Source organism: Rhizobium sp. CF080 (assembly GCF_000282095.2).
Lineage (GTDB): Bacteria > Pseudomonadota > Alphaproteobacteria > Rhizobiales > Rhizobiaceae > Neorhizobium.
Window position 1 is genome coordinate 56,662 of sequence record NZ_AKKC02000014.1, and the last position, 24,900, is coordinate 81,561.

The 24,900-nt window shown below is 62.7% G+C and carries 22 protein-coding genes; 17 read left to right on the forward strand and 5 right to left on the reverse strand.

Annotated features, from left to right (window positions below):
• Positions 1–5 precede the first annotated feature (5 nt).
• The 13 genes from ftsW (at position 6) to ligA (ending at position 17,395) form a co-directional block, all read left to right on the forward strand.
• Positions 6–1,160: a putative lipid II flippase FtsW gene (gene ftsW, locus PMI07_RS26025; protein WP_007758019.1), complete on the forward strand. Its 1,155-nt coding sequence runs from the start codon at positions 6–8 to the stop codon at positions 1,158–1,160.
• 6 nt (positions 1,161–1,166) lie between these two features.
• Positions 1,167–2,291, forward strand: coding sequence for an undecaprenyldiphospho-muramoylpentapeptide beta-N-acetylglucosaminyltransferase (murG, locus tag PMI07_RS26030; RefSeq protein ID WP_024164167.1), 1,125 nt, complete (start codon positions 1,167–1,169; stop codon positions 2,289–2,291).
• Positions 2,288–3,697, forward strand: a complete 1,410-nt coding sequence (gene murC, locus PMI07_RS26035) for a UDP-N-acetylmuramate--L-alanine ligase (protein WP_007768101.1) — start codon at positions 2,288–2,290, stop codon at positions 3,695–3,697. Before murG ends, murC begins: the two co-directional genes overlap by 4 nt.
• A gap of 3 nt (positions 3,698–3,700) precedes the next feature.
• A complete protein-coding gene (gene murB / locus PMI07_RS26040) occupies positions 3,701–4,675 on the forward strand; it encodes a UDP-N-acetylmuramate dehydrogenase (protein ID WP_007768098.1) in 975 nt (324 codons plus the stop codon).
• A gap of 265 nt (positions 4,676–4,940) precedes the next feature.
• Complete coding sequence (gene aqpZ, locus PMI07_RS26045; RefSeq protein WP_007768096.1) at positions 4,941–5,642, forward strand: aquaporin Z; 702 nt, start codon at positions 4,941–4,943, stop codon at positions 5,640–5,642.
• Positions 5,643–6,101: 459 nt separating this feature from the next.
• A complete protein-coding gene (locus PMI07_RS26050) occupies positions 6,102–7,028 on the forward strand; it encodes a D-alanine--D-alanine ligase (RefSeq protein WP_007768093.1) in 927 nt (308 codons plus the stop codon).
• Positions 7,016–7,948: a cell division protein FtsQ/DivIB gene (locus PMI07_RS26055; protein WP_007768090.1), complete on the forward strand. Its 933-nt coding sequence runs from the start codon at positions 7,016–7,018 to the stop codon at positions 7,946–7,948. The genes PMI07_RS26050 and PMI07_RS26055 overlap by 13 nt, the downstream gene beginning before the upstream one ends.
• Positions 7,945–9,276 carry a cell division protein FtsA gene (gene ftsA, locus PMI07_RS26060; protein ID WP_024164168.1) on the forward strand — a complete coding sequence of 444 codons (1,332 nt, stop codon included), beginning with the start codon at positions 7,945–7,947 and terminating at the stop codon, positions 9,274–9,276. Before PMI07_RS26055 ends, ftsA begins: the two co-directional genes overlap by 4 nt.
• An 89-nt stretch (positions 9,277–9,365) precedes the next feature.
• Positions 9,366–11,159, forward strand: coding sequence for a cell division protein FtsZ (gene ftsZ / locus PMI07_RS26065; RefSeq protein ID WP_024164169.1), 1,794 nt, complete (start codon positions 9,366–9,368; stop codon positions 11,157–11,159).
• A 266-nt stretch (positions 11,160–11,425) separates the two neighbouring features.
• Entirely contained in the window at positions 11,426–12,382 is a 957-nt protein-coding gene (gene lpxC, locus PMI07_RS26070; RefSeq protein WP_007773454.1) for a UDP-3-O-acyl-N-acetylglucosamine deacetylase, read from the forward strand.
• A 216-nt stretch (positions 12,383–12,598) separates the two neighbouring features.
• A complete protein-coding gene (locus PMI07_RS26075; RefSeq protein WP_037088422.1) occupies positions 12,599–13,465 on the forward strand; it encodes an outer membrane protein assembly factor BamD in 867 nt (288 codons plus the stop codon).
• Positions 13,466–13,475: 10 nt separating this feature from the next.
• Positions 13,476–15,149, forward strand: a complete 1,674-nt coding sequence (gene recN, locus PMI07_RS26080) for a DNA repair protein RecN (RefSeq protein WP_007773450.1) — start codon at positions 13,476–13,478, stop codon at positions 15,147–15,149.
• An 89-nt stretch (positions 15,150–15,238) separates the two neighbouring features.
• Positions 15,239–17,395 carry an NAD-dependent DNA ligase LigA gene (gene ligA, locus PMI07_RS26085; RefSeq protein WP_007770405.1) on the forward strand — a complete coding sequence of 719 codons (2,157 nt, stop codon included), beginning with the start codon at positions 15,239–15,241 and terminating at the stop codon, positions 17,393–17,395.
• A gap of 6 nt (positions 17,396–17,401) precedes the next feature.
• Here the strand turns inward: ligA and PMI07_RS26090 are convergent, their stop codons facing one another.
• A complete protein-coding gene (locus tag PMI07_RS26090) occupies positions 17,402–17,941 on the reverse strand; it encodes a GNAT family N-acetyltransferase (RefSeq protein WP_007770403.1) in 540 nt (179 codons plus the stop codon).
• A 243-nt stretch (positions 17,942–18,184) separates the two neighbouring features.
• Here PMI07_RS26090 and PMI07_RS26095 point away from each other — a divergent pair, with 243 nt between their 5' ends.
• The 4 genes from PMI07_RS26095 (at position 18,185) to PMI07_RS26110 (ending at position 20,107) form a co-directional block, all read left to right on the forward strand.
• Positions 18,185–18,481 carry a type II toxin-antitoxin system HigB family toxin gene (locus PMI07_RS26095; RefSeq protein WP_007770401.1) on the forward strand — a complete coding sequence of 99 codons (297 nt, stop codon included), beginning with the start codon at positions 18,185–18,187 and terminating at the stop codon, positions 18,479–18,481.
• Positions 18,481–18,861 carry a transcriptional regulator gene (locus tag PMI07_RS26100; RefSeq protein ID WP_037088424.1) on the forward strand — a complete coding sequence of 127 codons (381 nt, stop codon included), beginning with the start codon at positions 18,481–18,483 and terminating at the stop codon, positions 18,859–18,861. Before PMI07_RS26095 ends, PMI07_RS26100 begins: the two co-directional genes overlap by 1 nt.
• A 69-nt stretch (positions 18,862–18,930) precedes the next feature.
• Positions 18,931–19,521: a 3'-5' exonuclease gene (locus tag PMI07_RS26105; protein WP_007770396.1), complete on the forward strand. Its 591-nt coding sequence runs from the start codon at positions 18,931–18,933 to the stop codon at positions 19,519–19,521.
• An 88-nt stretch (positions 19,522–19,609) separates the two neighbouring features.
• A complete protein-coding gene (locus tag PMI07_RS26110; RefSeq protein ID WP_037088426.1) occupies positions 19,610–20,107 on the forward strand; it encodes a CreA family protein in 498 nt (165 codons plus the stop codon).
• A gap of 7 nt (positions 20,108–20,114) precedes the next feature.
• Here PMI07_RS26110 and PMI07_RS26115 read toward each other — a convergent pair whose 3' ends face one another.
• The 4 genes from PMI07_RS26115 to PMI07_RS26130 form a co-directional block, all read right to left on the reverse strand.
• Entirely contained in the window at positions 20,115–21,773 is a 1,659-nt protein-coding gene (locus tag PMI07_RS26115; protein ID WP_007770393.1) for an FAD-binding dehydrogenase, read from the reverse strand.
• A 162-nt stretch (positions 21,774–21,935) separates the two neighbouring features.
• Positions 21,936–22,259, reverse strand: coding sequence for a hypothetical protein (locus tag PMI07_RS26120; protein WP_007770392.1), 324 nt, complete (start codon positions 22,257–22,259; stop codon positions 21,936–21,938).
• Positions 22,260–22,466: 207 nt separating this feature from the next.
• Entirely contained in the window at positions 22,467–22,934 is a 468-nt protein-coding gene (locus PMI07_RS26125) for a chemotaxis protein CheW (RefSeq protein WP_007770391.1), read from the reverse strand.
• Between the two features lies 1 nt (position 22,935).
• Complete coding sequence (locus PMI07_RS26130) at positions 22,936–24,900, reverse strand: HAMP domain-containing methyl-accepting chemotaxis protein (protein ID WP_007770385.1); 1,965 nt, start codon at positions 24,898–24,900, stop codon at positions 22,936–22,938.

Below are 24,900 nucleotides of genomic sequence, written 5' to 3' on the forward strand. Positions count from 1 at the left end.
GACAGATGGTAAGCCGCGCAGACCGTGGACCGCTCGCAGACTGGTTCTGGACGATCGACCGTTTCTTCCTCGTCGCCTTCGTGCTGCTGATGGGGGTCGGCTTCATGCTCTCCTTCGCGGCATCGCCTGCGGTCGCGGAGCGGATCGGCCTCGACAGCTTCCACTTCGTCGAACGGCACGCGCTGTTCCTGCTGCCCTCGCTGGTGGTGATGGTCGGCCTGTCCTTCCTGACGCCGAGGCAGGTGCGCCGGACCGCGATCGTGCTGCTGATCATTTCGCTGGCGCTGATGGTGCTGGCGCTGTTCTTCGGCGTCGAGGTCAAGGGATCGCGGCGCTGGATCGGTGTCGGAATGTTCTCCATCCAGCCCTCGGAATTCATGAAGCCGGCCTTCGTGGTCGTCTGCGCCTGGCTGTTCGCCGAGCATGCGCGGCAGCCGGAAATCCCCGGCAACCTCTTCGCCATCATCCTGTTCGGCATCGTCGCGGCGCTGCTCGTCGCCCAGCCCGACCTTGGCCAGACCATTCTCACCAGCGTCGTCTGGGGCGGCATGTTCTTCATGGCCGGTATGCCTTGGCTGTGGATCGTCATGCTCGGCGGCGTCGGCGCCGGTGGTATCGTCACCGCCTACTACATGCTGCCGCACGTGACGGCGCGTTTCGACAAGTTCCTGACCGGCGAAGGCGACCGTTTCCAGATCGAGACGGCCCATGAGGCGATCCTGCAGGGGGGCTGGTTCGGGCAGGGGCCGGGCGAGGGCATCGTCAAGCGCATTCTGCCGGACAGCCACACGGACTTCGTGTTCTCGGTTGCAGCCGAAGAATTCGGCATTATCTTCTGTATGGCACTGGTGGCGATCTTCGCCTTCATCGTGCTGCGCGGCCTGAACCACGCCTTCAAGGAGCGCAACGACTTCAACCGGTTTGCGGTCGCTGGCCTCGTCCTGCAGATCGGCATGCAGTCGCTCATCAATATCGGCGTCAATCTCGAACTCATGCCGGCCAAAGGCATGACGCTCCCCTTGATCTCCTATGGCGGCTCCTCGATGATCGCGATCTGCATCACAGCAGGCTTCATCCTGGCGCTCACCCGTCATCGTCCGGAGAAGCGAGCGCAAGAGCGGAGCCTGTTCCGGGTCGCCCAGGGCGTACCCGCGGAGTAAAGTCCAATGACCAAGGGCATCATTTTGCTCGCCGCCGGGGGAACCGGCGGCCATGTGTTTCCAGCAGAAGCGCTGGGACACGAACTGAGGGAGCGCGGTTATTCCGTGCATCTCGTCACCGACAGCCGGGCCGAGCGCTATGCCGGCACTTTTCCGGCCGATGAAATCCATGTCGTTCCGTCCGGCACGTTCGGATCGAAGAACCCGATCGCGCTCGCCCGCACCGGCTGGAAGCTATGGACGGGACTGCGGGCCGCCCGCCGCCTGATCGGCCGGCTGAAGCCGCTCGCCGTCGTCGGTTTCGGCGGTTATCCGACCGTGCCGCCGCTGATGGCCTCGACCGCCATGGGCGTGCCGACGATGATCCACGAGCAGAACGCCGTGATGGGCCGCGCCAACAAGGCGCTGGCGGCCAAGGTCCAGGCGATCGCCGGCGGTTTCCTGCCCGAGAACGGCGGCCCCTATGCGGACAAGACCGTGACGACCGGCAATCCAGTGCGTCCCGCTGTGCTTGCGGCCTCCAACGTCCCTTATGTGGCGTCTCGCGGCGATGATCCCTTCCGGCTGGTCGTGTTCGGCGGCAGCCAGGGCGCTCAGTTCTTCTCCTCGGTGGTGCCGACGGCACTCAGCCTTCTCGACAAGGCCGCGCGAGACCGTATTGTCGTCACCCAGCAGGCGCGTCCGGAAGACAAGGATCGGGTCAGTTCCTGTTTTGCCAAGCTGAAGGCGCCGGCCGATATTTCGTCGTTCTTTTCGGACATGGCCGAACGGCTGGCGACGGCGCATCTGGTCATTTGCCGCTCCGGTGCGTCTACGGTGTCGGAAATCGCGGTGATCGGCCGGCCGGCCATCCTCGTGCCTTACCCGCATGCTCTGGATCACGACCAGGCAGCCAATGCCGAGGCGCTGGTGGCGACCGGTGGCGCCAAGGTGGTGCAGCAGTCGGACCTGTCTCCGGAAAAGCTTGCCGCGATCATTTCGGGTGCGATGAAGGATCCTGACAAGCTCGAAAGAATGGCTGCGGCCGCGAAGTCCGCCGGACGGCCGAATGCGACCGGCCTGCTTGCGGATCTGGTGGTGGCGATCGCCGAACGGAAAACGATTTCGGAATTCAAGGGAGCGCATTCATGAAGATGCCGAAGGCTATCGGGCTCGTCCATTTCATCGGCATCGGCGGTATCGGCATGAGCGGTATCGCCGAGGTGCTGCACAATCTCGGCCACAAGGTCCAGGGTTCGGACCAGGCCGACGGCGCCAATGTCCAGCGTCTGCGCGACAAGGGCATCCCGGTGTTTGTCGGCCATCAGGCCGAGAACATCGGTGACGCCGAAGTGGTCGTCGTCTCGACAGCCATCAAGAAGAACAATCCCGAGCTGATGGCCGCGCGTGAAAAATCGCTGCCGATCGTCCGTCGCGCCGAAATGCTCGCCGAGCTGATGCGCTTCCGCAATGCGATCGCCATCGGCGGCACGCATGGCAAGACCACCACGACGTCCATGGTCGCGACGCTTCTGGAAGCCGGCAATCTTGATCCGACCGTCATCAACGGCGGCATCATCAACGCCTACGGCACCAATGCCCGCATGGGCGAGGGCGAGTGGATGGTGGTCGAGGCCGACGAATCGGACGGTACCTTCCTGAAGCTTCCCGCCGATGTCGCCGTGGTCACCAATATCGATCCCGAACATCTCGACCACTATGGCAATTTCGACGCGGTTCGCGCCGCCTTCCGGCAGTTCGTCGAAAACGTTCCGTTCTACGGTTTCGGCGTGCTCTGCCTCGACCATCCGGAGGTCCAGGCTCTGGTCGCCCGCATCGAGGATCGCAAGATCGTCACCTATGGCGAAAACCCGCAGGCCGACGCGCGTTTCTCCAACGTGCGGATGGAAGGCACCAAGTCGATCTTCGACGTGGAAATCCGCCGCCGCCGCACCGGCCGGGTGTTCCAGTTCAAGGACCTGGCGCTGCCGATGCCCGGTCGCCACAACATTTCCAACGCCACGGCGGCGATTGCGGTCGCCAACCGGCTCGGCATTTCGGAAGAGGATATCCGCAAGGGGCTCGCCAATTTCAGCGGCGTCAAGCGGCGCTTCACTTTGACCGGCACCTGGAACGGCGTGTCGATCTTCGACGACTATGGCCACCACCCGGTGGAGATCAAGGCCGTGCTGCGGGCAGCCCGCGAATCCTGCCAGGGCCGCATCATCGCGGTTCACCAGCCGCATCGCTACACGCGCCTGTCGAGCCTGTTCGAGGATTTCGCCAATTGCTTCAACGATGCCGACAGCATCCTCCTGGCCCCGGTCTATGCCGCGGGCGAGGAACCGATCGAAGGCGCCAATTCGGAAGCCCTGGTTTCGCGCATCCGGTCGGGCGGTCATCGCGACGCGAGATACATGGCATCGCCGACGGAACTCGCTTCGATTGTATCGGGCATTGCGAAACCGGGTGATTTCGTGGTTCTTCTGGGGGCAGGCAATATCACGCAGTGGGCGGCAGCATTGCCGAAGGAACTGGAAAGCATATCGGGACGATAGGAAATGAAACAGGTGAATGGGGAAAAGCTTCTGGCGTCGTTGGGGGATGACGTCAACAAACTGCGCGGCAGGCTGACGCCGGACGCGCCGATGGATCGTGTCACCTGGTTCCAGGCCGGCGGCCTCGCCGAACTGATGTTCCAGCCCCATGACGTCGACGACCTCGTGACCTTCCTGCAGATCCTGCCGGAAGAGGTGCCGCTGACGGTGGTTGGCGTCGGCTCCAACCTGCTGGTCCGCGACGGTGGCATTCCTGGCGTCGTCCTGCGCCTCTCGGCCAAGGGTTTCGGCGGGGTCGACCTGGTCGGTGAGAACCGTATCAAGGCCGGTGCGATCTGCCCCGACAAGCATATCGCTGCGATGGCGATGGACCATGGCATCGGCGGTTTCGCCTTCTATTACGGCATTCCGGGTTCGATCGGCGGGGCTCTGCGCATGAATGCCGGCGCCAATGGCGGCGAGACCGCCGGGCGCGTCGTCGAAGTGCATGCCGTCGACCGCAAGGGCGTCAGCCATGTCTTCTCGGCTGCCGAGATGGGCTACAGCTACCGCCATTCATCGGTTCCGGCCGAGATGATCTTCACCCATGCGGTCTTCGAGGGTTATCCCGAAGAGCGGGCAAAGATCCGCGCCGAGATGGATGCCGTGCGTCAGCATCGCGAGACGGTGCAGCCGATCAAGGAAAAGACCGGAGGCTCGACCTTCAAGAACCCGGAAGGCCATTCCGCCTGGAAGCTGATCGACGAGGCCGGTTGCCGTGGCCTCGTCAGCGGCGGCGCGCAGATGTCGTCGCTGCATTGCAATTTCATGATCAATATCGGCTATGCCAGCGGTTATGACCTCGAATATCTTGGCGAGACGATCCGCCAGCGGGTCTTCGAACATTCCGGCATCAAGCTCGAATGGGAAATCAAGCGACTCGGCATCTTCATGCCCGGCCGCGAGGTGAGGCCGTTCCAGGGCATGACGAGCGACTGACAGGACCCGACCGATGGTGAGGCGAAAGCGTCCCGTCGGTCAGATTGTCGAATTTTATGAAGCGCTGTAAAATAAATGCCTTACGGCGATTTTCTCATGTTTTTGTTCGTCATGCGTACCGGTAGCGCTGTCTCAGTGGCTCGGCTGTTTCAGGGCTTGCTTATTCATTGAGCATTCATGAGCATCTATTGCATAATAACCTCGTCTTGAATGAGAGTCGCGCCTGAGACCGGCGGGGTGCCGGGGCGCGAGCAGGGGGATTAAAATGTTCAAAAAATTAGCGGCTGAATTCTTCGGCACTTTCTGGCTTGTCTTCGGCGGATGCGGCAGCGCGGTTCTGGCTGCTGCATTCCCCGATCTCGGTATCGGCTTCGTCGGCGTTGCGCTCGCATTCGGCCTGACGGTGCTGACCATGGCTTATGCGGTCGGCGGTATTTCCGGCGGGCACTTCAATCCGGCGGTCTCGGTGGGACTGACCGTAGCGGGCAGGTTTCCGGCGTCAAGCCTCCTGGCCTATGTCGTCGCCCAGGTGGTGGGGGCCATTGTCGCGGCCCTGGTTCTCTATCTGATCGCTTCCGGCAAGGCTGGGTTCCAGCTCGGCGGCTTTGCGTCCAACGGCTATGGCGAGCATTCGCCCGGCGGTTATTCGTTGACCTCCGCGCTGCTGATAGAACTGGTTCTCACCGGTTTCTTCATCTTCATCATTCTCGGCGCGACCGGGCCGAAAGCGCCGGCCGGGTTTGCTCCGATCGCAATCGGCCTTGCGCTGACGCTGATCCACCTGATCTCGATCCCGGTGACCAACACATCCGTCAATCCGGCCCGTTCGACCGGCGTGGCGTTGATCGTCGGGGACTGGGCTCTCGGACAGCTTTGGCTTTTCTGGGTGGCTCCGATCGTGGGCGCCGTTCTCGGCGCGCTGGCGTGGAAGCTGGTGGACGATTCGGAAGGCCGGGTCGCGGCCTGATATAGGCGGAACGAAGCGTTCCTGCAGAGGTTAAAAAGCCCGCGAAGCAGAGTGCGTCGCGGGCTTTTTGTTGCTCTGATTTTGCCTGAGAGCGGGGGGCGAGCCATGGGGCAGGGCAGCAGCGCGCTGAAATGTTTGCCTGGCTGGCGCCGTCATCATTCGTCTAAGGCCTAAGAATATTGGCGCCGGGTCTCGTGAATTGTGTGTCGATTCGACCGACTCGCCCGTCGTTTTGTCGCCGTCCCGAATGTCGCCTCAAACGCGGCGTTAATATCCGACAGGTCGATTTTTCCTTTGTTTTCATGCTTTTGGCTGCCCGGGTTAATCAAGGTAAACGGTTTGTTAACTATATTAGGGCACTAATGCAGGCATGCCTAACATCCGGCGGGAATCGTCTGGGGAACAGGTTGGCGCAAGCGCCGCAGTTTAGAGTGAAGTCCTTTTTGGCGGGAGTGATTGATGAGCGACAAGCACGTGGCTGTTTTGATGGGAGGGTTTTCCTCCGAGCGGCCTGTCAGCCTGTCCTCGGGCAATGCCTGCGCGGAGGCTCTCGAAGGCGAGGGCTATCGCGTCACCCGCGTCGATGTCGGCCGGGATGTGGCGGCGGTTCTCTCCGAACTTCGGCCGGACGTTGCCTTCAATGCCTTGCACGGACCTTTCGGCGAGGACGGCACGATCCAGGGCATCCTCGAATATCTCGAAATTCCCTATACGCATTCCGGCGTGCTGGCCTCGGCGCTTGCCATGGACAAACATCAGGCCAAGCACGTCGCCAAGGCGTCCGGCATTCCGGTCGCCGAAGCCAAGGCCATGAGTCGCTTCGATATCGGCAGTGCTCATCCGCTGAAGCCACCCTATGTGGTGAAGCCGGTGCGTGAGGGGTCTTCCTTCGGCGTCGTGATCGTCCAGGAAAATCAGTCGCATCCACCGCAGATCATCGGTTCGTCCGAGTGGCGCTACGGCGATCGCGTGCTGGTCGAGCGCTATATCTATGGCCGCGAACTGACCTGTGGCGTGATGGGCGATGTGGCGCTTGGAGTTACCGAAGTGGTGCCGCTCAGCCACGCCTTTTACGATTACGACGCGAAATATGCGGAGGGTGGTTCGAAACACGTCATTCCGGCGCAAATTTCACCGAATATTTACCAAAAGATTCAAACACTAGCGCTCAAGGCGCATCAGGCGATGGGCTGCCGTGGCGTCAGTCGCTCCGACTTTCGTTACGACGACCGCTTCTCCGAGAATGGCGAGGTTATCTGGCTGGAAATCAATACGCAGCCGGGCATGACCCCGACCTCGCTGGTGCCCGAAATGGCCGCACATGCCGGCCACTCGTTTGGTGAACTCGTCCGTTGGATGGTGGAGGACGCTACGTGTTTGCGTTGATCGGCAGAAAGGCGGGTGGACCGCGCGGCCGTTCTCAGGCTCATTATCTCGGTGCCGAAGAGCGCCGGGTGCTTCCTCGCCCGCTTCGCCGGGTGTTTCGCTTCTGCGTCAGCCTCGCCACCGGTCGCATCCATATCCCGGCCCATACCGGAACGGTTGCCGCCGCCGGCTTCTTCGCGGCGGTCGGTCTCTACGGCATGTCGCTTGGCGGTCACGGCCAGACGGTCGCCCAGGCGACCACGGCTGCGGTCGGCTTTGCGATCGAGGATGTGCGCGTCTCGGGCAATGACCAGACGTCCGAAATCGACATCCTGCAGCTTCTCGGCCTCGACGGCACGACCTCGCTTGTCGCCCTCGATATCGATTCGGCCCGCCGCAAGCTGTCCGCGCTTCCCTGGGTTCAGTATGCCGAAGTTCGCAAGATCTATCCGAAGACGATCGAGGTGATGCTGAAGGAACGTCAGGCTTTTGGCATCTGGCAGCATGGTTCCGAGCTGTCGCTGATCGAAAAGAACGGCAGCGTGATCGCGCCGCTGCGCGACAACAAGTTCGCCTCGCTCCCGCTGTTTGTCGGCCGCGATGCCGAAACGGCTGCCGCCTCCTTCGAGGATGCGATGTCGAGCTGGCCTGAGCTGAAAAATCGCGTGAAGGCCTATGTCCGCATCGCCAGCCGTCGCTGGGATCTGCATCTCGACAACGGCGTCGTGCTGAAGCTGCCGGAAGACAACGTCGCCAAGGCGCTCGCCGTGCTCGCTCGCCTCGAAAAGGAGCAGGGTTTGCTGGAGCGGGATGTCGCCGCGGTCGATCTTAGGCTTGAGGATCGCACGACCATTCAGCTGACCTCCGGCGCCATGGATCGCCGCAAGGAGGCGCTCGATGCGCGGACCAAGGCCCTGAAGAAACTGGGAGAGCAGTCTTGAGCGTATTCGGTTCCTCCCATTTCGGCCTGCCGCGCATGAAGCCGCTGTCTTCCAAACGCAGCCATGTTGTCTCGGTCTTGGATATCGGCTCCACCAAGGTGGTCTGCATGATCGCCCGGCTGACGCCGCGCCAGGAAAGCCAGGTTCTGCCGGGCCGCACCCACAATATCGAGATCATCGGCATCGGCCATCAGCGCTCGCGCGGCGTGAAGTCCGGGGTGATCGGTGATCTCGACGCTGCTGAAAACGTCGTTCGTCTCGCGGTCGATGCCGCCGAGCGTATGGCGGGGCTTACCGTCGACAGCCTGATCGTCAATGTCTCCGCCGGCCGCATCACCAGCGACGTCTATACTGCGACGATCGATCTCGGTGGCCAGGAAGTGGAAGAGGCGGACCTCAAGAAGGTTCTGATCGCGGCAAGCCAGCAGTCGCTGCGCCAGGATCGTGCCATCCTCCATTCGCTTCCGACCGGCTTCTCGCTCGACGGCGAGCGCGGCATCCGCGATCCGCTGGCGATGTTCGGCGACACACTCGGCGTCGACATGCATGTCGTGGCTGCCGAGCGCGCCACGTTGAAGAACCTCGAACTCTGCGTCAATCGCGCCCACCTCTCGGTCGAGGGCATGGTTGCGACCCCCTATGCCAGCGGCCTTGCGGCGCTTGTCGACGACGAAGTCGAACTCGGTTGCGCGGCGATCGACATGGGCGGCGGCACGACGACGATCTCGGTCTTTGCCGAGGGCAAGCTCGTCCACACGGATGCGATCAGCCTGGGCGGTCATCATGTGACCACCGACCTTGCCCGGGGCCTGTCGACCCGTATCGAGGATGCGGAGCGCATGAAGGTCGTGCACGGTTCGGCGCTCGCCAACGGCTCCGACGAGCGCGACGTGATCTCCGTTCCGCCGATCGGCGAGGACGACCGCGACCAGCCGACTCAGGTGCCGCGCTCGCTGGTTACCCGCATCGTGCAGGCCCGCATCGAAGAAACGCTCGAACTCATCCGCGACCGCATCCAGAAGTCGGGTTTCAGCCCGATCGTGGGAAAACGCGTCGTGCTGACCGGTGGTGCCAGCCAGCTCACCGGTCTTTCGGAAACGGCGCGCCGCATCCTGGCGCGCAACGTCCGGATCGGCCGCCCGATGGGTGTCTCGGGCCTGCCGACGGCAGCCAAGGGACCGGCGTTTTCGACGGCGGTCGGCCTGATGATCTATCCGCAGGTCGCGGATCTAGAAACACACGCTTCGCAGAGCGGCCTGATGGCTTCGCTGGGAAGCGGCAATGGCCGGCTGGCCCGCGTCGGACAGTGGCTGAAAGAAAGTTTTTGATGCGAGGGGCGTAGGCCCCCGCGCATCGGAGAAGAGTTGCAATGAATTGGCCGGCGGCGATACGGCCAGCAAAAGAAGGAACTGGTGCAATGACCATCAAGCTGCAAAAGCCTGATATCACCGAGTTGAAGCCTCGGATTACCGTGTTTGGCGTCGGTGGCGGGGGTGGCAACGCCGTCAACAACATGATCACTGCCGGCCTCGAAGGCGTCGACTTCGTCGTCGCCAATACCGATGCCCAGGCGCTGACCATGACCAAGGCCGAGCGCATCATCCAGATGGGGGCTCGGGTCACCGAAGGTCTCGGCGCCGGTTCGCAGCCGGAAGTCGGCCGCGCCGCCGCGGAAGAATGCCTCGACGAGATCGTCGATCACCTGCATGGCACTCATATGTGCTTCGTCACCGCCGGCATGGGCGGCGGTACCGGCACGGGTGCAGCACCGGTCGTCGCGCAGGCCGCCCGCTCGAAGGGCATCCTGACCGTCGGCGTCGTCACCAAGCCGTTCCACTTCGAAGGCCAGCGCCGTATGCGCCTTGCCGAATCCGGCATCCAGGAACTGCAGAAGTCGGTCGACACGCTGATCGTCATCCCGAACCAGAACCTCTTCCGCATCGCCAATGACAAGACGACCTTCGCCGACGCATTCGCGATGGCCGACCAGGTTCTCTATTCGGGCGTCGCCTGCATTACCGACCTGATGGTCAAGGAAGGCCTGATCAACCTCGACTTCGCCGACGTCCGTTCGGTGATGCGCGAGATGGGCCGCGCGATGATGGGTACCGGCGAAGCATCCGGCCCGGGCCGCGCCATGCAGGCCGCCGAGGCTGCCATCGCCAATCCGCTGCTCGACGAGACCTCGATGAAGGGCGCCCAGGGCCTCCTGATCTCGATCACCGGCGGCCGCGACCTGACGCTCTTCGAAGTCGATGAAGCCGCGACCCGTATCCGCGAGGAAGTCGATCCGGATGCCAACATCATCCTCGGCGCGACTTTCGACGAAGCGCTCGAAGGCCTGATCCGCGTGTCGGTCGTGGCGACCGGCATCGATCGTGCCGCCGGCGCCGTCGACATCCGTGCCGCCGAAATCCGCGCCGCCGCAAAGCCGATCATCCGCCCGTCGGCAGCGATTGCTCCGGCTCCGGTTGCCGCTCAGCCGGCTCCGGTCATGCAGGCAGCTCCGGTTCCGAAGCCGGTCGTCGATCCGATCGCCGAGACGATCCGCATGGCGGAAGCCGAGATGGAACGCGAACTCGCGATCGCCGAACCGCAGCAGCAGTATGCGGCACAGGCACCCCAGCCGGTCGCTCAGCAGCCGGTGATGCAGCAGCCGGAAGAGTTCCGCCCGCAGAGCCGCATCTTCGGTGCTGCTCCGGAAGCGCCCGCACCGGTGATGAGCCGCCCGGCTCCGGCCCCGCAGCCGGCACCGGTTCAGCATCACGTGCAGCCGCAGCCTGCCCCGGTGATGAGCCAGCCGGCTCCGCGCCCGGCGCAGCCGGTCTATCGCGAGCCGATCGCGCCTTCGATGTCGCAGGTGGTCGAACCGGTTCGCATGCCGAAGGTCGAGGATTTCCCGCCGGTCGTGAAGGCCGAGATGGATCACCGCGCCCAGCCGGTACAGCATGTACAGGAAGAGCGCGGCCCGATGGGTCTCCTGAAGCGGATCACCAATTCGCTCGGCCGCCGCGAAGAGGAAGAGCCTGCTCACGTCGAGCCGGCAGCACCGGCTCCGGCCCCGCAGCAGCGTCGTCCGCTGTCGGCGGAAGCCAGCCTCTACGCACCGCGCCGCGGCAATCTCGACGATCACGGACGTGCGGTTCCGCAGGCCCATCACGAGGAAGACCAGCTCGAAATTCCGGCCTTCCTGCGCCGTCAATCGAACTGATTTCCACTCGAGTTAAAGACGGTCACGAAATGTGAAGAAGGCCCGGATCACGCGTCCGGGCCTTCGCTCGTTTTGTCAATCAAGACGCAGGGTTAACAACGTAACAATCCGAAATGAACAGTGATTTGGATTGTGCCGGACGGCTGCGTATGAAGGACGCTAAGGGACGCCAAAAGAGATCGACCGATTCAGGTGATCGGTCCAGCGGCGCTCAAGAAATTCGGATCCATTTTCTTTACGGATCCGGCGAAAAGAAGGCAGCAGGAATGACCATCGGACTGTTCGGTTTCCAGACCACCATCGCTTCCCCGGTAACCCTCAAGGGAATTGGTGTTCATTCTGGAGCCCCCGTCAGCCTCACTTTTCAGCCTGCCGAAGCCGGCACCGGCGTGATCTTCACGCGTCTTCTGGACGACGGCAGCTCGGTCGAATATCGCGCTGTCTCCTCCCAGGTCGGCAATACCGATCTCTGCACCGTTCTCGGCACGTCGCTGACCCGCTCCGTCGCGACGATCGAACATGTGATGGCCGCGATTTATGCGCTGGGCGTCGACAACCTCATGGTCGAAGTCGACAGCGGCGAGATGCCGATCATGGACGGTAGCTCCCTTCCGTTCATCGAAGCCATCGAGCAGGTCGGCATCGTCAATCTCGGCATCAAGCGCCGTTATATCCGCGTCCTGAAGCCGGTCCGTATCGACGTCGGCGCGTCCTGGTCGGAATTCCGGCCCTATGACGGCACGCGCTTCGAGGTGGAAATCGACTTCTCTTCGCCGCTGATCGGCCGCCAGAGCTGGAAGGGCGACCTGACCGCTGCGACCTTCAAGCAGGAACTCTCCCGGGCCCGGACCTTCGGTTTCATGCGCGACGTGGAACGTCTCTGGGCCGCCGGCTACGCACTTGGTTCCTCGCTCGAAAATTCGGTCGTCATCTCGGACGACGACACGATCGTCAACGTCGAGGGCCTTCGTTACAAGGACGAATTCGTCCGCCACAAGACGCTCGATGCCGTCGGCGACCTGGCGCTTGCCGGCGCCCAGTTCATTGGCTGCTACCGCTCCTATCGCGGCGGCCACAAGATGAATGCCAATGCGCTGAAGGCGCTGATGAGCGACCCGACGGCTTACGAGGTCGTCGAGGCTCCGTCGTCGCGGGCGGCTCGCGTGCGGGCACGGGAGTTCGTACCGGTCAACGTGCCGGAACTGTCATCCTGGTTTGCCTGAGAAAGTTGATCCAGTCGACTCGGCCGCTTCCCCGGAAGCGGCCTTTTTCTTTTGGGAGACATGTTTCGATTTAACCTTGAAATGCCGTATTGCGGCGGCGTGCCACAAAAATGCATTAATGCCGCAGCATTGCGTTGCTCTCCCTTTGCTTTTATGGCTAGAACGGCCTGCTTGGGCAGCGGGCTTCTCAGGCGCGGGACGATCAGGAATTGTCGAATGAACCATGTAAGGTCTGTTGCAATGCGTAAGACGGCAAGAGTAGCGCTTGTGTCGCTGGTGCTGGCTGGCGCCGGCTTTGGCATGACCGCCTGCCAATCGGATCCCGATATCGATATCACCAAGCTCGGTCTCGAAACGGATGCCCCGGAGACGCTCTACAACCAGGGTCTCGCCAACATGAAGGCCGGCAACCTTTCCGAAGCGAGCCGCAAGTTCGATGCGATCGACCGTCAGAACCCGTTTACCGAATGGGGCCGCAAGGCGCTCGTGATGAGCACATTCACCAAGTACCGGCTGGGCCGCAACGACGAAGCCGTCGCCACCGGCAACCGCTATATGGCCCAGTATCCGCAGTCGCAGGATTCAGCCTATGTCCAGTATCTCGTCGGCCTCGCTTACTCCAAGCAGATCGCCGACGTGACCCAGGACCAGCGCGCCGCGGTACGCACCATCGATGCGATGAACAAGGTCGTCACCAACTATCCGAGTTCGGAATATGTCGAGGATGCGCAGGCGAAGATCCGCTTTGCGCGCGACCAGCTGGCCGGCAAGGAAATGCAGATCGGCCGCTATTACCTGGAGCGCAAGGAATATCTCGCCGCGATCCAGCGCTTCCGTAATGTCGTCGAGCAGTACCCGAACACCAACCAGGTGGAAGAGGCGCTGGCACGCCTGACCGAAGCCTATTATGCGATGGGCATTACGGAAGAGGCGCAGACCGCTGCCGCAGTCCTCGGGCGCAACTATCCCGACAGCCAGTGGTATGCCGACTCCTTCAAGCTGCTGAAGGGCAATGGCGTCGAGCCCCGCGAGAATCGCGGTTCGTGGATTTCCCGCGCCGGGGCCAAGCTGATCGGCGCATAAGGTCTGAGACATGCTGATCCAGTTGTCGATCCGCGATATCGTTCTGATCGAGCGGCTGGATCTTGCCTTCGAGACCGGTCTTTCGGTGCTGACCGGCGAAACCGGCGCCGGCAAATCGATTCTCCTCGACAGTCTTTCGCTGGCGCTCGGTGGCCGCGGTGACGGCGGCCTGGTGCGCCATGGGGAGGACAAGGGCCAGGTGACGGCGGTCTTCGACGTCTCCGGCAGCCACGGCGCCCGAAAACTCCTGCGCGATAACGGCATTGACGACGACGGCGACCTGATCTTCCGCCGCATCCAGTCGGCCGACGGGCGCACCCGCGCTTCTATCAATGACCAGCCGGTCAGTGTGCAGCTGATGCGTCAGGCCGGTCAGCTTCTGGTCGAAATCCACGGACAGCACGACGACCGGGCGCTGATCGATACCGACGCGCACCGCGCGCTGCTCGACGCCTTTACCGGCCTCGGCGACGAGGTGCAGCAGCTGTCCACCCTCTACCGCTCCTGGCGGGACGCCGAGCGCGCCTTCAAGACGCATCGTGCCAAGGTGGAGGCCGCGGCCCGCGAGGCCGATTATATCCGCGCCTCGGTCGAGGAGCTGGAGGCGCTCTCGCCGCGCGACGGCGAGGAGGACGAACTCGCCGAACAGCGCTCGCGGATGCAGAAATCCGAGCGCATCGCCGGCGACATTTCCGACGCCTCCGAATTCCTCAACGGCAATGCATCGCCCGTGCCGCTGATCGCCTCGCTGGTGCGGCGGCTGGAGCGCAAGAGCCATGAAGCGCCGGGCCTGCTCGAAGAGACGGTCGAGCTTCTCGACCAGGCGCTCAACTATCTCTCCAATGCCCAGATGGAAGTCGAGGCGGCGCTGCGGCGGACCGAGTTCGACCCGCGCGAGCTGGAGCGGGTCGAGGAGCGGCTGTTTGCCCTGAGGGCCGCCGGCCGCAAATATTCGATCCCGGTCGCCGACCTGCCGGCGCTCGCCGAAAAGATGATCGCCGACCTGGCCGATCTCGATGCTGGCGAGGAGAGGCTTGGCGAGCTGGAAAAACTGACTGCTGCCGCCAAGACCGCCTACGATCAGGCCGCCGTCACCCTCTCCCAAAAACGTCGGCATGGCGCCGAATCGCTGGCCGGGGCTGTCATGGCAGAGTTGCCGGCCCTGAAGCTCGAGCGCGCCCGTTTCATGGTCGATGTGGCGAGCGATCCGGAAGCCGCCAGCGCCGAGGGCATCGATACCGTCGAGTTCCACGTCCAGACCAATCCCGGCACGCGTCCCGGCCCGATCATGAAGGTCGCTTCGGGCGGCGAGCTGTCGCGTTTCCTCTTGGCGCTCAAGGTGGCGCTTGCTGATCGCGGCTCGGCCCCGACGCTGGTCTTCGACGAAATCGACACCGGTGTCGGCGGTGCGGTGGCGGATGCGATCGGCCAGCGGTTGAAACGTCTGTCTGACAAGGTGCAGGTGCTCTCGGTTACCCACGCGCCTCAGGTGGCCGCGCGGGCCGCCACGCATCTGCTGATCTCCAAGGGGCCGGCCGGCCAGGGCACCGACAAGATCGCCACCCGCGTCGCCACCATGGAACCCGAGCATCGCACCGAAGAGATCGCCCGCATGCTCGCCGGGGCTTCTGTCACCGACGAGGCGAGGGCGGCTGCGAAAAGGTTGCTGGCGGGTGGCGGGTAGCCTCGTCCTCCGAGACCCTCCATCCGCTCTTCCCATCGGTAAATTTTGCTCTACAAAACGATTCCTCGCTATCCGAGGAGTAGACCCGCATGCCCGCCGAACAGACGCCTGTCGAAAACCTGACCGAAGAACAGGCCGCCGCCGAGCTCGCCTATCTGGCAGCCGAGATCGCCCGCAATGACGAGCTCTACCACGGCCATGACGCGCCGCAGATTTCGGACGCGGATTACGACGCGCTGAAGCGGCGCAACGATGCGATCGAGAAGCGGTTCCCGCAGCTGATCCGCGCCGATAGCCCTTCCATCCGGGTCGGCGCCGCGCCTCTGCCGACCTTCGCCTCGATCACCCATTCGCGGCCGATGCTGTCGCTCGACAACACGTTTTCCGACGATGACGTGCGGGATTTCGTGTCCTCTGTCTACCGGTTCCTCGGCCAGCTTCCGGACGGCTCGATCGCGTTTACCGCCGAGCCGAAGATCGACGGGCTTTCCATGTCGATTCGTTACGAGAACGGCCGGCTGGTCAATGCCGCCACCCGCGGCGACGGCACGACTGGCGAGAACGTCACCGAGAATATCAAGACGATCAAGGAGATCCCGAACCGCCTGCCCGCAGGCGTGCCCGATGTCGTCGAGGTGCGCGGCGAGGTCTATATGCGCAAGAGCGATTTCCTGGCCCTCAACGAGCAGATGGCGGCGGAAGGCAAGCAGACCTATGTGAACCCGCGCAACACCGCCGCCGGGTCGCTGCGCCAGCTCGACGCCAAGGTGACCGCCAGTCGCAACCTCAAATTTTTCGCCTATGCCTGGGGAGAAATGTCGGACATGCCGGCCGACACACAGATGGGCATGGTCGAAAAATTCAGGGAATGGGGCTTTCCGGTCAACCCGCTGATGAAACGCCTGCACGCGGTCGAGGACATCATCGCCCATTACAAGGATATCGGCCTCAAGCGCCCGGATCTCGACTACGAGATCGACGGTGTCGTCTACAAGGTCGACCGGCTCGACCTGCAGGCCCGGCTCGGTTTTCGCTCGCGTTCGCCTCGCTGGGCGACGGCCCATAAATTCCCGGCCGAGCAGGCTTTCACCCATGTGGAGAGGATCGACATCCAGGTCGGCCGCACCGGAGCGTTGACGCCGGTGGCGCGGCTGACACCTGTCACCGTCGGCGGCGTGGTCGTTACCAATGCGACGCTGCACAACGAGGATTATATCAAGGGCTTGGGCAATTCCGGCGAGCCGATCCGCGAGCCGGATCACGATATCCGAGTCGGCGACACCGTCATCGTGCAGCGGGCAGGGGATGTCATCCCGCAGGTGCTCGACGTGGTGATGGAGAAGCGTCCTTCGGAAGCGGTGCCTTACGAATTCCCGAAGAAATGCCCGGTCTGCGGCAGCCATGCGGTGCGGGAGCGCAACGAAAAGACCGGCAAGCTCGATTCGGTCACCCGCTGTACCGGCGGTTTCGTCTGCCGGGCGCAGGCGACCGAGCACCTGAAGCATTTCGTTTCCCGCAATGCTTTCGATATCGAAGGCCTCGGTTCCAAGCAGATCGACTTCTTCTTCGAGGCGGAAGACGAGGCGCTAAGGATCCGCACCGCGCCGGACATTTTCACGCTGAAGAGGCGGCAGGAGGCGTCGACGCTTACCAAGCTCGAAAATATCGAGGGCTTCGGCAAGGTCAGTGTCAAGAAACTGTTCGACGCGATCGACGAGCGGCGCAAGATCGCCCTCCATCGCTTCATCTACGCGCTCGGCATCCGCCATGTGGGCGAGACCACCGCCAAGCTCCTGGCGCGCGCCTACGGCACCTATGAGGCCTTTGCCAAGGCCATGGACGACGCGGCCGAGCTTTCCGGCGACGCGTGGGACGATCTCAACAATATCGAGGGGATCGGCGAGGTCATGGCGCGCGCCATCGTCGAGTTCTTCAAGGAGCCGCGCAATGTCGAGGTGATCACCCGGCTTCGCGAAGAGGTGACGCCGCAGGAGGCCGAACAGCCGGTCGCATCGAACAGCCCGGTCGCCGGCAAGACCGTCGTCTTTACCGGCTCGCTCGAAAAGTTCACCCGCGACGAGGCCAAGGTGCGGGCGGAAAGCCTTGGCGCCAAGGTGGCCGGGTCGGTCTCCAAGAAGACCGACTATGTCGTCGCCGGCCCGGGCGCCGGCTCCAAGCTCGACAAGGCGAGGGAACTCGGCGTCCAGGTGATGGACGAGGATGAATGGCTCGCCTTTATCGCGTGAGGCCGCTCACGGCTTGAGGCGCGCCATCGCATAGGCGTCGACATATTCGCCGTCGCGGAAGGCGAATCGCTTGAAATGGCCTTCCTTCACGAAGCCGTTCCGCTCGTAGAGGCGGATCGCCGTTTCGTTGTCGGTATAGACGGTCAACTCGATGCGCTTCAGGTCCAGCCACCGGTCGGCGATGGCGAGGATTTCCCCGATCAGGGCGCGGCCGATCCCGCGACCCGTATAGGCGTCGTGGACCCCCATGCCGATGCTTCCCGCGTGGACGCGGCGATTGGCGTAATGCGTCATCCCGACATCGCCGACGATCCGGTCTTTCAGGATGGCGACCAGCGAGATGAAGTTGGCGGACTGGTTTTCGATGCCCTTGCGGATTTCCTCAGGGCTGTGGTGGGGCGTGCGCAGGGTGCCGTAGCGATAGCCCGGCAGGTTGTGCAAAGCCGTGATGGCCGGCGCGTCCGCCGGCGTGCGTGCGCGGATCGACAGGCCTTCGGGCCATCGACCGTCGGGGTCTAAAGGCGGCGGGATATCGAACTCTGTCATGCTTGCTCTCCTTGGTTTTTCGCCGAGGCAGAGCGGGAGAACCGAACCCTGCCATGTTTCGGCAGGGTTGGTGGACGGATGACCGGTTAACGCGCCAAAACCGCCACGCACCCTGCGGGGTGAATGGTCACGGTAAGATGCATGTGGGCGGCGAAACGGGTCATGGCGCGGATAAGGCCAGACGAGCGGCCGGCAGTCAAGAGAGGCACTTGATCTGTTCCCGTATTGGGAATAAATTATGTCATGCAGGTGATTGCGAAATCGACCTTGAGATCGTTTTGGGAGCGCCACCCGCAAGCAAAAGGGCCGCTCGGTTTCTGGCATGCCGCGGTCAGCAGGGCGGAATGGAATGGTCCGGCGGATGTGAAGCGGATGTTTGGCGCGAAAGTTGATTTTATCGCCGACAATCGTCTCATATTCGATATCGCCGGCAACAAATGCCGCCTGATCGTTCACGTCGCTTACGAATACCGGCGGGTGCTGATCAAGTTCGTGGGGACGCATTCCGAATATGACCGGATCGACCCGGAGACGATATGATGGATAATATCAGACCAATCCGGAATGGAGACGATTTGAAATGGGCAATCGAAGAGATCGCCCCCTATTTCGACCAGCCTCCGGCAAAGGGAAGTGCCGATGCCGATCGATTCGATGTGCTCTCCGATCTTATCGAAGCCTATGAAAACCGGGACTTTCCAAAGGAGGAGCAGGAGCCGATCGAATTTCTGCAAGGCTTTATGGAGATGACCGGTCGGACCCAGAGCGACCTTGCGAATCTTCTGGGTTCACGCTCCCGTGCGTCGGAAATCCTCAATCGAAAGCGTGCCCTGACGGTCGAAATGATCTTCAAGCTTCAGCAGGACTGGGGCGTGCCGGCCGATTGTCTGGTGAAGCCCTATTCCCTTGCCGTGGCGTGAGGGCAACGACTGTTTTGCCGAATCGGGGCGCTCGCTGTAGAGAAGACCGAGTTTCTGCAGGATTGCTCCGTGAAAACCATCGCCATCGACTTCGAAACCGCCAACGAGCAGCGCGGCAGCGCCTGTTCCGTCGGGCTTGCCTGGCTGGAGGGCGATGAGGTCGTGCGGGTGGAGGAGCGGATGATCCGCCCGAGGGACATGCGGTTTTCGTCCTTCAATATCGCGATCCACGGCATTCGGCCGGAGCATGTCGAGGATGCGGGAGAATTCCCCGAGGTGATGGACGAGTTCATCGACGATTTTCGGGGCGCGACGATGATCGCTCATAACGCGGCCTTCGATTTCAGCGTCTGGCGCGCCTGCCTCGATGCCTATCGGCAGAGCTATCCGGAGCTCTCCTATCTCTGCAGCGTAAAGATGTCGCAGAAGGTCTGGCCACATCTCGGCTCGCACAAGCTCAACGTGCTTGCCCAGCATCTCGGCCTCAGGTTTGCCCATCATAATGCGGCAGAGGACGCGGCCGTTTGCGCGCGGGCGACGATCGCGATCGCCAAATCCCTTGCCGTGCCGCATGTCCGCGATATTCCGGAGGCGATCGGCATGAAGGTCGGGCGGTTGTTTTCCGGCGGTTACGCGCCCTGCACGTGCCGGCTGAAATAGGACTTTGCCGGGCCTGCTTGTTTCCGCTCCGGCAATCCTTATCTCAGATCACGGATCGTTTACCGGAGCCGTGCCCATGAGACACCCCATGAACCGCCTTGCCTGCCTCGCATCTGCCGCTGCGATTTCGCTCGGTGCGCTTGCCGTGCCCGCCTCCGCCGAAGTGGTCGGCGAGGTTGGCGTCGACTGGATCGGCAACGACATCATCGTCGAGGCGGTCGCCGATCCGCAGGTGAAGGGCGTCACCTGCCACGTCACCTATTTCGAGCGCGGCATCATCGACCGGCTGAAGAACGGCAACTGGTTCGAGGACCCGTCCAACAATTCGATCGCCTGCCGCCAGACCGGCCCGATCGAGATCGGCAATATCGATCTCTCCAAGGATGGCGACGAGGTGTTTCGCGAGGGCATGTCGCTGATCTGGAAGTCGCTGGTCGTCAACCGCATCTACGACAAGGCCAACGATACGCTGATCTATCTCGTCCACACGCGCGAACTCACCGACGGTTCCGCCAAGATGGCGATCTCGACCATCCCGCTCTATAACCAGAACGTCACCTGGAAGAATGGCAAGCCCCAACCGTAATCGGGGCTCAGGCAAGGGCGGCCGCGGCCGCCCGGCCGGCATTGCGGCCTGAAAACAGGCATCCACCGAGAAACGTGCCTTCGAGCGCGCGATAGCCGTGCATGCCGCCGCCGCCGAATCCGGCTGCCTCGCCGACGGCATAGAGTCCCGGAATGGCCTGCTGATCCTCTGCGAGCACGCGCGCTAAAAGATCGGTCTCGATCCCGCCAAGCGTCTTGCGCGTCAGGATATTCAGTCTCACCGCGATCAGCGGTCCATGCGCCGGATCGAGAATGCGATGCGGTTTTGCGGTGCGCACCAGTTTTTCGCCGAGCGAGCGGCGTGCATTGTGGATGCCCATGATCTGCGCGTCCTTGGCAAAGGGATTGGCCACCTGTCCGTCGCGGGCGACGATCTCCCGCTCGATATCGGCAAGGTCCAGGAGATTGCTGCCGGTGAGCCGGTTCATGCCGGCGACCAACTCGGCAAGACTATCGGCGATCACAAAATCCTCGCCATGTTCCTTAAAATCCTCGACCGGTCCCGTCGCCTTTTTTCCGATCGCCCGTTTCGCTGTCAGCTTCCAGTCCCGGCCGGTGAGGTCCGGGTTCTGTTCAGAGCCGGATAGCGCGAATTCCTTGCGGATGATGCTCTGGTTCAGCACGAACCAGCTGTAGTCGTAGCCGGTCGCCATGATGTGCTGCAGCGTGCCGAGCGTATCGTAGCCGGGATAGAAGGGGGCGGGCAGGCGCCTGCCCGTCGCGTCGAACCAGAGCGAGGAAGGACCGGGCAATATGCGGATGCCGTGGTTCTCCCAAACCGGGTTCCAGTTCCTCAGGCCTTCGGTATAGTGCCACATCCGGTCGCGGTTGATCACCTGTCCGCCGGCCGCCCGCGTAATGCCGATCATTCGTCCGTCCACGTGTTTTGGCACGCCCGAGACCATGAACGCAGGCGGTCGCCCGAGCCGCTCCGGCCACATCTGGCGCACGAGGTCCTGATTGCCACCGATGCCGCCCGAGGCGACGATGACGATCGGTGCGTTGAGCTCGAAGTCACCGGCCGGTGTCCTCGATGTATCTTCGCCACGTTCAGCCGTGCTCGCCTTAAGGATTGTGCCTGCAACGCCAGTCACGGCCTTTCCGGTCTTCACCAGATTGTCGACGCGGTGCCGCCAGAGGAAGCGGATCTTTCCGCCCTTCTCTGCCTCGCGCGCCCGCCGCTCGAAGGGTTCGACGACGCCGGGGCCGGTGCCCCAGGTGGTGTGGAACCGCGGCACGGAATTGCCGTGTCCGGTCGCCGAGTCGCCGCCGCGTTCAGCCCAGCCGACGATGGGGAAGATGCGGTGACCCATCTGCCGCAGCCAGGAGCGTTTCTCGCCGGCGGCGAAGGCCACGTAGGCCTCGGCCCACAGGCGCGGCCAGTGGTCTTCCTCGCGGTCGAAACCGGCGGTGCCCAGCCAGTCCTGCCAGGCGAGATCGAGGCAATCGCGGATGCCCATCCGCCGCTGCTCCGGCGAATCGACCAGAAACAGCCCGCCGAGCGACCAGAAGGCCTGGCCGCCAAGGTTCTGTTCCGGTTCCTGGTCGAGGATGATGACCGAGCGGCCGGCATCTGCAAGTTCCGTCGCGGCCACGAGGCCCGCCAGGCCTGCGCCCACCACAATGGCGTCAACGCTGTCGCTCAATCGTGCTCCTCCCAAAGCGTGAAAGACACAAGCTGTGCTGCATCCTTCCGACGGATACAGTCATGCGGTGTGGCCGAGGTCAACAGGATCGCCGGCAAAATGACAAAACCGGGCTCGTTCAAGCGAACCCGGTTTTGAAGCGTTAAGACGGACAGGGGCGAATCAGCGGACGTAGACGATCCGGCTGCCGTCGGCAGCGGTGTCGATCGCCACGACGTTGTTGAGTTCGACATTATGGTTCAGAAGATCGGCGCGCAGCGCGGGGTCGGTCTTCACCTCGTTCTGGGCCTGTTGCACCATTGCCGGGCTCGGATGGATGATGCTGTCGGGCACGTCAAGCTGCCTGGCGTTGTTGTCGGCTGCGGGATCGGTATAGACGATGGCGACGTCGCCGGCGGGCTTGGCCGTCATGCCCATATCGCGGGCATAGGCGGTTCCCATCGTGGCGGCGGACATCAGGACTGCGAGAGCAAAAGCCTTGTTCATGGTCATTCTCCTATCTCGGGTAAACCAGCCGATGCGTTCTTGAAGCAGTTCGGTTGGGCGTTTTGCGACGGGAGAACTGCAAAGCCCATTATCGGGTTCCGCATAAAATTATTACAAATAAGAAATGATTACAATGTGTTAATCTTCCGTCACATTTGCGTGTGACGGAAGATCAGGACATGATTTCGCAACTTTTTGGGCTGCAGTTTACGCGGCTTCGCGTGCCAGCTCGTCGGCAATGACGGTGTCGAGGTTGAGGAAGCAGACCATGGTCTTTTCCAGCGCCACAATGCCGCGGCAGAAGGCGCGCTGGGCTTCCGGAATGATTTCCGGGGCCGGCTGCAGATCTTCGCCACGAATGGTCATCATGTCGGAAACCTGTTCGACCAGCAGGCCGACCAGCTTGCCGGCAATGTCGGTGACGATGATCGCGGACCGTTCCGACGGTTCGGTCATCTTCATGCCGAGGCGGCAGGCCATGTCGATGACCGGGATCACCGCGCCGCGCAGGTTGATGAGGCCGAGCACGTAGGACGGCGTGTGCGGCATCGGGGTCACCGGCGCCCAGCCGCGGATTTCGCGGATCGCCATGATGTCGATGCAGAATTCCTGGTCCCCCAGATGGAAGGAGACGATTTCGAGGTAGGCGCCGGACTGCTTGATGGCATTGCTCATGTCAGAACTCTTCCCATTTGTCTGAGGATCCCACGGCCTTCGGCTTGGCGGAGGCGGGACTGTTGCTGAAGGCTCCCGCGAGCTTGTTCATCAAGTTCAGGGCGGGGGAGGGTTTGGCTGGTGTGGAAGCGCTCGCGACCTCGACGGCGCGCGGGCCATTGCCTCCACGGATCTGGAACTGGCTGATCAGCTGGTTGAGGTTTTCGGCGTCGCTGGCCAACGAATGGCTGGCAGCAGTGCTCTGCTCCACCATGGCGGCATTCTGTTGCGTTGCTTGGTCCATCTGGCCGATCGAGGTATTGATTTCTGTCAGTCCGGTTGATTGTTCGCGCGCAGAAGTGAAGATCGCGTGAACGTGATCATTGATTTTCAGCACGTCGTCGCCAATCCGCGTCAGGGCGTCGCCGGTTGCCCTGACCAGATCGACGCCGGTCTTGACCTCCTGGTTGGAGCGGGTGACCAGCGCCTTGATGTCCTTGGCGGCGCCGGCTGCACGCCCGGCGAGCTCGCGCACTTCCTGGGCGACCACTGCAAACCCCTTGCCGGCCTCGCCCGCACGGGCCGCCTCGACCCCGGCGTTGAGTGCCAGAAGATTGGTCTGGAAGGCGATTTCGTCGATGACGTTGATGATCTTGCCGATCTCGGCGGTGGCATCTTCTATCCGCCCCATGGCGGCGGTGGCATCGCGCACCACGCTGGCAGACTGTTCCGTATAGTCCTTGGCATGGCTCACCATCTGGGTCGCCTCTTCGGCGCGGCTGGTGGCGTTGCGCACCGTGGAGGTGATTTCCTCGAGGGCTGCGGATGTTTCTTCGAGCGAGGCGGCCTGCTTCTCGGTCCGTTTCGCCAGGTCGTCGGCAGCCGAGCGCATCTGGTTGGCGTTGGCGCCGATGGAACTGGAGCTGGTGGCGACCTCGGTCATGATGTGGCGCAGGCGTTCGACGACCCGGTTGAAGTCGGTGCGCAGGCGCTCGAGGTCTCCCCGGAAGGGGCGGTCGAGGGCGGCTGCGAGGTCGCCTTCGGAGAGGCGGTTGAGCGCGCCGGCAAGCGAATCAACGGCGAAGTGAAGCGCTTCGGCTTCGGTCTTCTGTTCGGTTTCGCTCGCCTGTCGCCGGGTTTCGTTCTGGCGGCGTTCGTCCTCCAGATTGACTTCAAGGGTCTGACGTTCGACGGCTGCAAGCCGGAAGATGTCGGTGGCGCGTGCCATCTCGCCGATCTCGTCGCCACGGTCGATGCCGGGCACGGGGGTCTTGTAGTCGCCGCCGATGATCCGCTGCATGCTTGCGCGAACGCCGTCGATGCCGCGCCGGATGGCGCCGCCATGAATGCTCTGCAGGATCGCCATGGCGACCAATGCGATCAGGCCGCAGCCAAGCTGTACATAAAGCGAGTTCGAGGAACGTGCGTTCGCTTCCTGGACGCGGTTGCGGACCAGTTTTTCGCCCGCGACGGCCGCTGTCTCGAGCGTCGTACCGACTCGTTCGCCGGCACCGTCGATGACGTCGTCGATCTTGTCATAGGCTTCGTCGGGCGCGCCCGTTTCGACCATTTTTCTGAGGTCGACCTGGATCGCCGTCGAAACAGTCGCGAGATCCGTTTCAAAACTTGAGACGAGGCCCGGATTGCCGATTTCGGCCGCGAGTTTCTTCAGATCGCCCGCAGAGTTTTTCAGCTTATCGATGGAGTCCGCCATCGCCTTCAGCCGGGCAGGATCGACGCGTTTGTCGTCGCGGTCGACGATCGTGTCCATCGCTGCCAGGACGAGCTCCAGGTTGGCGATGCGCATGCCGTTGACCGTGTCCACATGCTCCCGGATCTCGGTGGCGCGCTGCAGCGCTTCGTCGACCTGGCGGCCTTCGTACCAGCCGACAAGCAGCATGGCGCCGATACCGGCAAAGGCGGATCCTGCCAGCGTCCATAGCCGGTGATTGACCGACAGTGTCTTGCGAATGGTTGTTGCCGTCAT